The organism is Mesorhizobium sp. M0633 (assembly GCF_040320645.1).
Classification (GTDB): Bacteria; Pseudomonadota; Alphaproteobacteria; order Rhizobiales; family Rhizobiaceae; genus Mesorhizobium.
Genome location: NZ_JAMYQC010000003.1, coordinates 164,646 through 177,416, shown reverse-complemented (window position 1 = coordinate 177,416; position 12,771 = coordinate 164,646). Strand labels below are relative to the sequence as shown.

The 12,771-nt window shown below is 65.2% G+C and carries 10 protein-coding genes; 4 read left to right on the top strand and 6 right to left on the bottom strand.

The window, feature by feature from the left end; translation table 11 throughout:
• Positions 1–98: 98 nt before the first annotated feature.
• From NKI47_RS04380 to hemP, 5 genes are read right to left on the bottom strand one after another with little or no spacing between them, the layout of a single operon-like run.
• Entirely contained in the window at positions 99–887 is a 789-nt protein-coding gene (locus NKI47_RS04380) for a heme ABC transporter ATP-binding protein (RefSeq protein WP_352587799.1), read from the bottom strand.
• A gap of 10 nt (positions 888–897) precedes the next feature.
• Entirely contained in the window at positions 898–2,001 is a 1,104-nt protein-coding gene (locus NKI47_RS04375) for a FecCD family ABC transporter permease (protein WP_352587796.1), read from the bottom strand.
• A 5-nt stretch (positions 2,002–2,006) separates the two neighbouring features.
• Positions 2,007–2,915, bottom strand: a complete 909-nt coding sequence (locus NKI47_RS04370; RefSeq protein ID WP_352587793.1) for a heme/hemin ABC transporter substrate-binding protein — start codon at positions 2,913–2,915, stop codon at positions 2,007–2,009.
• Between the two features lie 11 nt (positions 2,916–2,926).
• Positions 2,927–3,985 (bottom strand): hemin-degrading factor, encoded by a 1,059-nt coding sequence (locus tag NKI47_RS04365; RefSeq protein ID WP_352587790.1) that lies wholly within the window; start codon positions 3,983–3,985, stop codon positions 2,927–2,929.
• A 9-nt stretch (positions 3,986–3,994) separates the two neighbouring features.
• Positions 3,995–4,201 (bottom strand): hemin uptake protein HemP, encoded by a 207-nt coding sequence (gene hemP, locus NKI47_RS04360; RefSeq protein ID WP_352587787.1) that lies wholly within the window; start codon positions 4,199–4,201, stop codon positions 3,995–3,997.
• 202 nt (positions 4,202–4,403) lie between these two features.
• Here hemP and NKI47_RS04355 point away from each other — a divergent pair, with 202 nt between their 5' ends.
• From NKI47_RS04355 to tolA, 3 genes are read left to right on the top strand one after another with little or no spacing between them, the layout of a single operon-like run.
• Positions 4,404–6,617 carry a TonB-dependent hemoglobin/transferrin/lactoferrin family receptor gene (locus NKI47_RS04355; protein WP_502894570.1) on the top strand — a complete coding sequence of 738 codons (2,214 nt, stop codon included), beginning with the start codon at positions 4,404–4,406 and terminating at the stop codon, positions 6,615–6,617.
• Positions 6,618–6,622: 5 nt separating this feature from the next.
• Positions 6,623–7,054, top strand: coding sequence for a hypothetical protein (locus NKI47_RS04350; RefSeq protein ID WP_352568901.1), 432 nt, complete (start codon positions 6,623–6,625; stop codon positions 7,052–7,054).
• A 2-nt stretch (positions 7,055–7,056) separates the two neighbouring features.
• Positions 7,057–8,388, top strand: coding sequence for a cell envelope integrity protein TolA (tolA, locus tag NKI47_RS04345; RefSeq protein WP_352587781.1), 1,332 nt, complete (start codon positions 7,057–7,059; stop codon positions 8,386–8,388).
• Between the two features lie 66 nt (positions 8,389–8,454).
• On the opposite strand, the gene putA is transcribed toward tolA, so the two are convergent.
• A complete protein-coding gene (gene putA / locus NKI47_RS04340; protein WP_352587778.1) occupies positions 8,455–12,066 on the bottom strand; it encodes a bifunctional proline dehydrogenase/L-glutamate gamma-semialdehyde dehydrogenase PutA in 3,612 nt (1,203 codons plus the stop codon).
• Positions 12,067–12,228: 162 nt separating this feature from the next.
• Between putA and NKI47_RS04335 the strand changes: the two genes are divergently transcribed.
• Positions 12,229–12,681, top strand: coding sequence for an Lrp/AsnC family transcriptional regulator (locus tag NKI47_RS04335; RefSeq protein WP_352587775.1), 453 nt, complete (start codon positions 12,229–12,231; stop codon positions 12,679–12,681).
• Positions 12,682–12,771 lie beyond the last annotated feature (90 nt).

Below are 12,771 nucleotides of genomic sequence, written 5' to 3'. Positions count from 1 at the left end.
AATGGTGGGTTCCGAGAACCGGAACGGAGCGTACGTTTGGGTACGTGAGTACCGGAAGCGCAGGAAACCGCCATTTGCGGGCCGGCATCACCTGGATATCAACAGACCGACTGCGGCAATACGAACGGCATGTTTGCGGCCGGCAACACACCGACCTTCAGCCGGCAATCGAAGACCTTTTCGATCAGCTCGTCGCTGAGCACCTGTTGCGGCGAACCTGTAGCGGCGAGCCTGCCGCGATGCATGACGAAAATCCGGTCGGCATACATCGCCGTCAAATTGAGGTCGTGCAGGATGGCGACCACGCCGCCGCCGCGTCTGGCGAAATCGCACGCGATGTCCATGATGATCAGCTGGTGTTTGATGTCGAGGCTGGACACCGGCTCATCGAGGAACAAATAGCGCGGCTTGCCGTCGAGCACCGGCTCCCACACCTGGCACAGAACGCGGGCAAGCTGCACGCGCTGCTGCTCGCCGCCGGACAGCTCCTGGTAGAAGCGGCCGGCAAAACCGTCGAGGTCGACGCGAGCCAGCGCCAGTTCGGGCAGGCGCTGGTCCTCGCCGGACAGCGCGCCGGAGCGCCCGCCGACCAGGCCCAGCCTGACGATCTCGCGCACGGTGAACGGAAACGACAGCGTCGTCGCCTGCGGCAGCACCGCGCGCACCGTCGCCGCCTCGACCGGCTTCATCGCCGATAGATTGCGGCCGTTGACGGTGACCTCTCCCGAATAGCCAAGATCGCCGGACAGTGCTCGGAGGAAGGTCGTCTTGCCCGAACCGTTGGGGCCGACGATGGCCGCGATTTCGCCGGGCCGCGCCTCGAAATCGACATTGGCGACAATGCCCTTGCCGCCGATCGCCACCGAGACATCCCGCGCTTCGATCATAGGCAAACTTTCACAGGTCGATGACGCCGCGCTTGCGCAGCAGGATCCACAGGAAGAACGGTGCGCCGGCGACCGCGGTGACGATGCCGATCGGCAATTCGGCTGGGGCGACGATGGTGCGGGCGACGGCGTCGGCCAACAGCAGCAGCGCCGCACCAAGCAGCGCCGATGCCGGCAGCAAATAACGGTTATCGGGGCCGATCAGCAGACGCAGCAGATGCGGCACGACGATGCCGACGAAACCGATGCCGCCGCTGACGGCGACCGATGCGCCGACCGCTGCCGAGACGCCGACAATCGCGGTGTATTTCAGCCGCTGCACCGGAATGCCGAGATGGCCGGCCGTGGCCTCGCCGAGCGCCAGCGCGTTGAGGCCGCGCGCCAGGAACGGCATTGCCGCCAGCGCCAGCACGATGACCGGCCCGACCGAGCCGATCTTCTGCCAGGTTGCGCCGCCCAGCGAGCCGAGCTGCCAAAAGGTCAGGTCGCGCAATTGCCGGTCGTCGGCCATGAAGATCAGGATGCCGGTCAGCGCCATGGCAAGCGCCGCCAGCGCGATGCCGGCGAGCAGCATGGTGGCGACCGAGGTCCGGCCTTGCCGTGTCGCGACCTTATAGAGCAGCAATGTCGTCGCCAGCCCGCCGCAGAACGCAGCCAGCGGCAAAGCCATCGTGCCGAGCGCCGAAGTCAGCGGCGCCAGCATGGTCGAGCCAAGCACGATGACGGCGACCGCACCGAGGCTCGATCCGGCCGAAACGCCGATCAGGCCGGGGTCGGCCAGCGGATTGCGGAACAGCCCCTGCATGACGGCACCGGAGACGGCAAGCGATGCGCCGATCAGCACGCCCATAATGATGCGCGGCAGACGGATGTCATGGATGATCAGGTGGTCGCGGGCGCTCAACGCCGCGTCGCCGGGCAACGCGCCGAACAGCCAGTCATGCATGACGCCGATGGCCGAGGCATCGGATGCGCCGGAGGTCAGCGACAACAGCACGGCGATAGCCAGCCCGACGCAGAGCAGCACGACGACGGGGCGGGCGCGCCGCGAACGGTCACCCTCGGCTGCCGTCGCCATGATGCCCGCCGCACCGGCGATCGAATGATCGGCCATCGCGCTCAATCCGTGACCTGGCCGCCATAGAGCGAGACGGCGAGGTCGTGGATGGCGTCGGCCGTGCGCGGGCCGAAGCCGAGCAGATAGCCGCCGTCCATGCGGATCAGCTTGCGGGCGGCACCCGCCGGCGTCGAAGCCACGGCAGGGTTCGAAAACAATTCGTCATCCGCGGTGGCCGGTCCGGCATTGTTCATCATCAGGATCACGTCGGGCCTGGCGGTGATGACTGCCTCGTCCGACAATTGCTTGTAGCCGGCAATGCCGTCGACGGCGTTGATGCCGCCCGAAAGCTTGATGATGCCGTCGGCGGCGGTGTCGCTGCCGGCGGCAAGCAGCTTGCCGCCCTGCATCGACAGCACGAACAGGATGCGCTTGCGATCCTTGATCGAGGCGGTCTGCTTTTCGGCTGCCTTCAGCCTGGCATCGATCTGGACCGCCAGCGCATCGGCCTTGGCCTCGGTGCCGAGCGCCTTGCCGACGATGTGGATCTTTTCGAGAATGCCTTGATTATCATAGCGCTCGGTCACCTCGATGAACGGGATGCTTGATTTCTTCAAGACGTCGACGGCTTCCTTCGGTCCGCTGCCGTGCAGGGCCAATATGCCCGACGGATTGACCGACAGCACACCCTCCGGCGACAGCTGGCGCATGTAGCCGACATCAGGCAGTTCCGCCGCCGCTTGCGGATAGCGGCTGGTCGAATCGCGCGCGACAAGACGATCCTGTTCACCGAGCGCGTAGACGATCTCGGTGATCGAGCCGCCAATAGCCACGATCCTCGAGCGATCGGCGAAAGTCGCGATGCCCTCGGCGGCTTGAGCCGTCATCAGCGCGGCGAAGGCCAGGAAAACAGCGGCCACAGGACCAAGCGCCGACCTGGAGACCGATGCCAGCCTGGAGAAAAGAACCATCGTCGTTTTCCTCAAGCTGCGGTCGGGCTTGGGATACGCGGCAGGTTTTCGGCCAGAAAGCGCCAGTCTTCGCGCTCGCTTTCGCCTTCATGCCGCTTACCGAAGAACTGGATGATCATCTTGCCGTCGGCGCCATAGACTTCGAGCGACGTGACATAGCCGTCCTTGGTCGGCTTGCGCACGGCCCAGACCTCATCGATGTGGTCGGTCCGCAGGTGCAGATGGAAGGTCTCGTCGAGCACGTTGAGCCATGGTCCCATCGGCTTGATCGAGGCGACGGGGCCGGAATGGATCTGGATGCAGCCGCGATTGCCGACAAAGCACATGATCGGCATGGCGCCAGCAGCGGCGTGGTTGAGCATGGCGTTCACCGCATCCTTGTCGACCAGCCAGGCGTAGTCCTGGCCGACCATGCGCACCGCCTGTCGGCGGCTGATCTTCAGTGTCTTCAGCATGCCGAAGAACTGATGCACGTCGGTCAGCTGGCTCCAGCGGTCGCGCAGATCGTCGATGCTCGCCGGGTTGTCCGCAGTCTCGGTCTCGTCGGCCGTGCCCGCTGAAATCGCCACCGTCGGCTCCTGGTTCGGCGATTCCAGCCCGGCCACCAGTTTCTGATAGGCGTAAAGGTTGGAGGCTGGCCTGAGATGCACCTTGTGTACCGCCTCGCCTGCGGTATCGAAGAACTGCAGGCTGCGGCGGATGTCGGCGCCATCGCGCTTTTCCACGGCAAAGCCGTGCGCCCAGACTTTTGGGAAAATGCGCAGGTCGATATTCTCACCGAGCACCATGGCATTGTGATTGCCGGTGACGACCTTGTCGTAGACGCCGATCTTCTCGTGCACCGCGCTTTCGTTGCGGGTCAGCGCCATCACCTCACCGACAGCTTCGAGGCCAGTCAAAAGGTCGTTGACACGCGGCTCGACGCGCACGACGCCGTCGCCGCAATGCGCGGCGACCAGTTCGGCCTCCGAAATACCGAGCTGGGCGGCGAGGTCGCGCTCGCGCATTTTCGGATTGTCTGCCCGTGCCCGCCGGATCTCGTGTGGGGCGGGTTTTACGCGCTGGTCCATTTCTACCACCTACTTGTTGAGGATGAGCTTGCCCTGCCGGGTGATCTTCAGCCGGTACAGCGCACCATGATGCTCGATGCCGATCTCGTGCTCGCCCTGGAACAGCGTGTTGCTGGACAGCGTTCTCACGGCCGATTGGATCCGGTCGAAACGGACGGAATTTTCGTCGGAACGGCGGACGCGATAGCGAAAGTCGCTGGGATTGTGCGTGTTCATTGGTTCGATCCCTTTTCCTGTGCCGGGCATCTGGCTCGGCGCCTGCGTGAAATGCCGATTCCATTCTTGACTCGAATAATCATGTTATCTAGCAGTGCAATACCGGAGTAAATGAGTCAACATTTAAGACGCCGGACGCGATGAAAAATGCCAGCGAGCCCCAAGCCAGCCAGCATCGAACATGGATTCTTGGAGTTGCAGCATGGGGTTGGCGAATTGGGGACGGCTGGCGGGCAGCGGCCTGACACATTGTTCTATGACAAGCAAAATGGCCGCGTTGCTGGCCGGCGCGGCGGCGATCCCGCTGCTCGCAACACCGGCCGGCGCCCAGCAGGCCGCCCAACCGGCAGCCGACCAGCAGCAGACTGACCCGTCTCAACAGCCCGAAAAGGTAAAGCCGGCCCCGGCGGGTACCACACTGCTCGACAAGATCCTGATCCTCAGCCGTACCGGCGAGACGGCGATCGAGTCGCTTGCTTCAGCCAGCCATGTCGACGAGGAACAGCTCGAGCGCCGCATGGCGACGACGCCCAACGAAATGCTGTTCGGTGTGCCGGGTGTCGCCGTCCAGGCCGACGCAAGGCGTGTCAGTTCCAGCATCAACATCCGCGGCCTGCAGGATTTCGGCCGCGTCTCCGTCATCGTCGACGGTGCCCGCCAGAATTTCCAGCGCTCGGATCACGGTACGCAATCGACCTTCTACATCGATCCCGAATTGATCAAATCCGTCGATGTGATCCGCGGCCCGGTCGCCAACACCTATGGCTCCGGGGCGATCGGCGGCGTCGTATTTTTCGACACCAAGGATGCGCAGGATTTCCTCAAGCCGGACGAGACCTGGGCGGTATCCGCAACTGGGCGCTACGAAACCAACGGCAAAGGCTGGACCACCAGCGCCACCGGCGCCTATCGGATCAACGAGAACTGGGACGTGCTCGGCAATATCGTCTACCGCGACTATGACGACTACAAGCATGGCGGCGGCGACACTGTAGCGGGCACCGGCTTCGACGTCTTGAGCGGCCTCCTCAAGACGACCATCCGCCCCAGCGAAAACAGCGAGCTGAAGCTGGGCTGGATCGGCTCGAACGACGGATGGACCGAGACCAGCGGCAGCGCGCCGGTGAACGACGCCGACCTGAAGGCGAATACCTTCACGGCCCGCTACAACATCACCGACGAAGACAAGAGCTGGCTCGACCTCCACATCAACGCGTCCTACAACAAGACCAAGCTCGATCTGACGACCCTTGTGGCGCAAAACCGGTTTGATCCGGTCACCGGTCTGCCCGTGGTTTTGCCGGCGGGTTCGAAATCGACGTTCGACATCGGCACCTCCGGCATCGACATTTGGAACACGTCGAGATTCGAGACCGTTGGAATCGCGCATGAGCTGACCTATGGCGGCGACTGGGTTGGCGACGATGTCGAGACAGGCGGCACGGCGGGCGGCGACAGCTTCTATACGCCCTCGGGCAACAGGAACGTCTCCGGCGCTTACGTTCAGGACAAGCTCACCTGGGACTGGCTCGAGGTCATCGCCGGGCTGCGTTACGACAGCTATAAGCTCGACAGTGATGTCGGCGAAACCTCTGGCGACCGGCTGTCGCCACGCATCACAGTGGGCATTTCGCCCTTCGAAACCGCCAGCCTTTCCGGCCTGCAATTCTACGGCACCTATGCGGAAGGCTACCGTTCTCCGTCGCTGTCGGAGACCCTGATCAGCGGCAATCATCCGGCCGGCGTCAGCTTCCCGTTCCTCCCCAATCCCGATCTCAAGCCTGAAACCGGCAAGACCGTGGAATTCGGCGTCAATTACAGTACCAACGGCGTCATTGAGGCCGACGACGCGCTGCGGCTGAAGGCGGCCTATTTCAACAACAATGTCGACGATTACATCGACGGCGTGACGCTCTCGCCGTTCGACCCGACCAGCGGCTGCCCGTTCGGTCCGGGCATACCGATCTGCTTCCAGTATCAGAATTTCGCCAAGGCCAGGATCCACGGCTTCGAGATGGAGGGCGTCTATGATGCCGCCTGGGGCTTTGCCGGGCTTTCGGCGTCGTTCACCGATGGCCACACGATTTCCTATGAAGGCGAACGGGCAGACCTTGTCACCGTCCCCTCCTCCCAGATCACCGGGCAACTCGGCTTTCGCTTCCTCGAGGACAGGCTGACCATCGGCGGCGAGGTGCAGTACAACGGCAAGCCGCAGGGCAACCCGGTGGCCAAGGACTATACACTGGTCAATGCCTTCGCCAGCTACCAGGCGACCGACAATTTCAAGGTCGATTTCCGCGCCGACAATCTGTTCGACGTCAAATACGCCAACCCGCTGAACGCATCGACGACGAGCGTCGTCTACGAGCCCGGCGTCACCCTGAAGCTGGCGGCGACGATGAGGTTTGGAGGCTGACGACAATGACAGGCATGACGGCATCCCTTCGTCTGTTCGCCGCGGTGCTGGCAATATTGCTTGCGGCGGCTCCGGCATGGACACAGCAGCAAGCACCGGCGCTGATCCTCGAGCTCAATGGCGCGCAGCCTTCCGACAAGGGCTGCCGCCTTACCTTCGTGGTCACCAACAATCTCGGCGCCGGTCTTTCCAAGGCGGCGTTCGAGATCGCGCTGTTCAACGGGGCCGGCGTTGTCGACCGGCTGACGGTACTCGATTTCAAGGAGCTGCCGGCAGGCAAGACCAAGGTGACGCGTTTCGATCTTGCCGGCACGGATTGCGGCAAGGTCAGCCGCGTGTTGATCAACAGCGCCACGGAATGCGCCGGCGCCGAGCCGAATGCCTGCATGCGCGGGCTGAAGACGCAGACCAGGACCGGCATCGCCTTCGGGGTCTGAATTTGGGACTGGAACCCGCATTCGCGCGAAACACCGTGGCGTGGCCACTAGCCGGTTTCCTGCCGCCGGAGCCGGACGATCCGGATTTCGCCATCCCGCGCGGGGCGCTGCTTGTTTCGCCGCGCGACAGGCCGGAAGACACTTACATCGCCGATGCCGACGGCGAATTGCCGACGGTGCCTGCGGAGCCATTGCGGCAGACGCGACAGATGCAGCGGCGCCGCAACTGGACGGTGGCGATCGCCTGCTCTTGCGCATTCCACGTAGCCGTGGCGCTGGCCTTTCTCACGCTGCCGGACGACCGGCCAAGGATCGAAGGTGCCGACCAGCAGGGCGACATGCTGCTCGGCGCCGACCCGCAGCAGGCGGCCGGCGATGTCGCAGACGACCCGGACGTGGCCAACGTAACGATGGTGACCATGCTCGACTCCAAGCCCGTCGAAACGGTCGAGGCGCAGGCGACCGCGGCAGAGGAGACGCTCCAGCCGGTCACCGATGCGGTGGAAGCATCGGACAAAGAAGTGGTCGAGCCGGTCAGCGAGGCGGCCACGGAAACCGCTGCCGTTGCCGACCGGACCGCGCCTGCGCCTGTTCAACCTGTCCAGCCGGCGCGCCAGGCCCCGTCGCCCGACATTCTTGCGACAGACAGGCTGGTGCCCGCCGACGACAATGCGGTGCCGCCGCCAGTCAGTGCGGTCGAAACGGCCGAGCCTGCCGAGACGAGTTCGCCGGCACCAACCGACCCGGCGCCGGCCGAAACGGTTCAGACAGCCGAGACAGTCGGCGCGGCGGAAGAACCGAAGCCGGACAGGCCGGAGCCCAGGCAGCCGAAGAAGGCAACCGCAAAGAACAAGCCGGCCAGGAAGGCCGAACCAAACGAGCCTGAAAAGCCGGCCCTGCGCAGGAAGGCGAGCAAGGCACTTGCGAAAGCCGATTCCAAGAAGAAAAAGACCGGCTCCGGCGGCCGTGACGAAACGGATGTCGCGCGCGGCATGGCCGACGGCAAGAAGGACGGCAAGATCCTGACCGCCAGCAGGGGCGGCAAATCAGGCATCGGCAATGCAGCCGTCACGAACTATCCCGGCAAGATCAGGTCAAAACTGGTGCGGGCCTTCAATTCGACACGCACGCGCGCCACCGGCACAGCTACGGTTGCCTTTACCGTCGGCTCGAACGGCAGCGTCCGGTCGGCCAGGCTGACGGGCAGTTCGGGTGTTGCCGCGCTGGACAAGGCCGCACTCGACGCAGTCCGCCGGGCTTCTCCCTTTCCCCCTATTCCAGACGGAGCCGGTCGCTCGGCCTGGCAGTTCGAAGTGCCGCTCGGTATCAGATAGCGACCGTCCCCATGCCGGCACCAAAGTTGGCGCCGCCCTGCCCGCGATACGCGAGCCCTGGCGAACCTACGCAGCGGCCAGCAGGCTGGCATTGCCGCCCGCCGCCGTGGTGTCGACGCAGACGGCGCGCTCGTGGGCGTAGGCGGCCGGATAATAGACTTCGCTGATCAGCGGCACGATCGGGCCGGCGCGCTCGGCGATGACCTTGCGCACGATGCGCGCGGCCTCGGGCGTGCCGGAAAAGGCCACGACATCGACCCGCAGCGAGCGCGCTTCGACCGGGTCCGGCCGGCCGTCGATCGCCGCCAGCGGCAGGCCCTTGCCGGTCAATGATGAAAGTGCCGCCGGCGCGCCGGGTGCGACGGCGAGCACGGCATTGCCGGCGGCCAGCGCCTGGATCGTCTGCGCAAGCAGCGTATCCGCGTCGGGACCCAGACACAGCACGCGCCCGCGCGGCGACAGCGACAGCGTGTTGGCCTCGCCGGTCGGCCCGGGCAGGTCGACCTGGCCGAAATCGATGCCGGCGGCAGTGCCGATAGCCGCGGCACCCTTGCCGCGCAGATGTTTCCTCAGGATGGCGACGCGATCCGGCCGCGTCGACCAGCCGCCAAAGGCCGGGTCCGGCAGATTGTCGGCGAGCTCGGTCGCCGTCACCTTGCGGCCTTCGGCAAGATGGGTGCCGGCTTCCGGCCCCTTGCGGAAGCGCCGGAGATAATGTGGCCCGCCGGCCTTCGGCCCGGTGCCGGAAAGGCCCTCGCCGCCGAACGGCTGCGCGCCGACGACGGCGCCGATCTGGTTGCGGTTGACGTAGATGTTGCCGGCATGGATGCCATCGACGAAATGCTGGGCGCGGCCTTCGATGCGGGTGTGCAGGCCAAAGGTCAGGCCATAGCTTTTGCGGTTGATCGCAGCGATCACCGCATCGATCTCGTCGGCATCGAAGGTGGCGACATGCAGCACCGGCCCGAACACCTCGCGCTCCAACTCCTCGATGCCCTTGACCCGAAAGACGTGCGGCGCAACGAAGCGGCCGTCCTTCGGCGCTTCGACCTTGGCGATCAGCCGGCCCTGCAGGCCCATTTTGGTGCAATAGTCACGGATCGACGCTTGCGCCTCGTCATCGATGACCGGGCCGACATCGGTCGATATCCGCCACGGGTCGCCGAGGCTGAGCGCTTCCATCGCGCCTTTCAGCATCTCAAGCATCTTCTTCTCGACGTCCTTCTGCACGTAGAGAATGCGCAATGCCGAGCAGCGCTGGCCGGCGCTCTGGAAGGCGGAGGCGAGGATGTCGCGCACCGCCTGTTCGGGAAGTGCTGTGGAATCGACGATCATGGCGTTCAGGCCGCCGGTCTCGGCAATCAGCATGGCGTCGGGCACGGCGGTCTCGGCGAGCTGCTTTTCGATCAGCTTGGCGACCTCGGTCGAGCCGGTGAAGCAGACGCCGGCAATGCGCGGATCGGCGGTCAGCGGGCCGCCGACCGAGGGGCCGTCGCCGGGCAGAAGCTGGATGACGTCTTCCGGCACGCCGGCCTCGCGCAGCAGCTGGACGGCGCGGAAGGCGATCAGCGGCGTCTGTTCGGCCGGCTTGGCAATCACCGAATTGCCGGTGACGAGCGCCGCCGCAATCTGGCCGGTGAAGATGGCCAGCGGAAAGTTCCACGGCGAGATGCAGGCGATGGCGCCGCGCGCCTCGGTGCCCGCCTCGGCATTGGCGGCCTCGGCCGCATAGTAGCGCAGGAAATCGACCGCCTCGCGCACCTCGGCAACGCCGTCGGCGAGCGACTTGCCGGCTTCGCGGGCGGCGAGCGCAAAGAACTCGACGGCGTTCGCCTCGTAGAGATCGGCCGCCCGGTTGAGGATGGCAGCGCGCTCGGCGACCGGGCGTCTTGCCCATGCCGGTTGTGCCTCCACCGCTATGCGTACCGCGGTCTCGACCTGCTTGGCGCCGGCCTCGCTCACCGTGCCGACCACTTCGGAAGGTTTTGCCGGATTGACCACCGGACGCTGCTTGCCATAGCCGGCAGCGCGGCTGACCGGCTTGGCGTGCCAGCGGTCCGGCCCGGCGAACTCGGCCCTGGCCTTGTCGATCGCCGCCAGCGTCGGCGTGTCGGTGATATCGAAGCCCTTGGAATTGCGCCGGCCGGGGCCAAAGATCGCCGACGGCGGCACGATCGCCGGATTGGCGGCGGGGCCTTGTTTCTCCACCGTTTCGAGCGGGTCGCGGGCAATGTCCTCGGGCTCGACTTCCTCGTCGGTGAGCTGGTGGACGAAAGAGGAATTGGCGCCGTTTTCGAGCAGCCGGCGGACCAGATAGGCGAGCAGGTCGGAATGCGCGCCGACCGGCGCATAGATGCGGCAGCGCGTGCCTTCGGCCCGCCGCACCGTCTCATGCAGCGCCTCGCCCATGCCATGCAGCCGCTGGAACTCGAATGTATCGCGCTCCGTCGTCATCGACAGAATCGCGGCGACGGTGTGGGCGTTGTGGGTGGCGAATTGCGGGTAGATGCGGTCGGTCATCGACAAAAGCTTCTTCGCGCAGGCCAGGTAGGAGACGTCGGTATTGGCCTTGCGGGTAAAAACCGGATAGCCGTCGAGCCCGAGCGTCTGCGCCCGCTTGATCTCGGTATCCCAATAAGCGCCCTTGACCAGCCGCACCATGATGCTGCGGTCGTATTTCCTCGCCAGCTCGTAGAGCCAGTCGATGACGAAGGCGGCGCGCGGGCCATAGGCCTGGACGACGACGCCAAAGCCGTTCCAGCCGGCAAGCTCCGGTTCGGCCAGCACCCGCTCGATGACGTCGAGCGACAAATCGAGGCGGTCGGCTTCCTCGGCGTCGATGTTGAGGCCCATGCGCGAATGGCGCGCCGCCAGCGCCAGCGACAGCAGCCGCTCGGCCATGACGGGCAGCATCTTTTCCTTCTGCGTCACTTCATAGCGCGGATGCAGCGCCGACAGTTTTACCGAAATGCCGTGGTTCTGGCGGATGTCGGGGCCGTTGGCGCCGGCATCGAGCGAAGAGATGGCATCGGCATATGCCTTGAGGTAGCGCAGCGCGTCGGCCTCGGTGCGGGCCGCCTCGCCCAGCATGTCGAAAGAATAGAGATAGCCCTTCTGCGTCATCGGCCGGCCGCGCCTGACCGCCTCGGCAATGGTGCGGCCGAGCACGAACTGCTCGCCCATCTCGCGCATCGCCGCCGCGACCGCCTTGCGGATGACCGGCTCGCCGAGCCGGCGCACCATGGCGCGCAGCGTGCCTTCGATGCCGCCCTCGCCTTCGTCGAGCACCCGGCCGGTCAGCATCAGCGCCCAGGTCGACGCATTGATGAAGATCGAGCTCGAGCCGCCCGAATGCGCCGACCAGTCGTGCGGCGCGATCTTGTCGGCGATGAGGTCGTCCATCGTCTCGGCGTCGGGCACGCGCAGCAGCGCCTCGGCCAGGCACATCAGCGCCACGCCCTCCTTGGTCGAGAGGCCATAGGCGGACAGGAAGACCTCCATCAGCCGCGGATCGGACGAGCCGCGCACCGCGCGCACCAGATCGGCGGCACGGGCCGAAATCGCGTTGCGGTCTTGCGCGGACAGCCCAGCCGCCTCGGCCAGCCGCTTCACGGCCTGGTCTTCGTCGGGCAAATAATTGGCGCGGATCTGCTGGCGGATGGTGTCGAGCGCTGGCATGGCGGTCCTGTAGAGCGAGCATAAGGGAGCAGGCCGGCGGTCACCGGACCGAATGGCGCAAACTAACATAAGTAGGGATTTCGGTCGGTCCAAAGAAATCGACAGGACAGGTCAATTGATCTACTGTTTGGCCAGTTCATCTCCGATTTGCCTGGAAATCTGATGACTGAAGACCAATTGGACCGCATCGACAGGAACATCCTGTCGGCTCTGGGCAGCAATGGCCGGCTTTCCATGTCGGAACTGGCGGCAAAAGTCGGCCTGTCGAAGACGCCGGTGCAGGCGCGAGTCAAACGGCTGGAGAAGGACGGCTTCATCAGGGGCTACCAGGCGATCATCGACCGTGAGCGCATGGGCGAAGGCCATGTCGCCTTCGTCCAGGTGAAACTGTCCGACACCCGCTCGGCCGCGCTCGACGCCTTCCACCGCGCCGTGCAGGCGGTGCCGGAGATCGAGCAGTGCCACATGATGGCATCGAGCTTCGACTATCTGCTGAAGGTCCGCACCACCGACATCGCCGCCTACCGCCGCGTGCTTGGCGAGCGCATCTCCGCCCTGCCGCACGTCGCCCAGACCTCGACGTTTGTCGCGATGGAGACGGTGAAGGATCGGTAGGAAACGCCGGCGGGACAGCGCCCCCCCTCTGTCCTGCCGGACATCTCCCCCTCCAGGGGGGAGATCGGTTGTCACTGCCGCTTTCGCCAA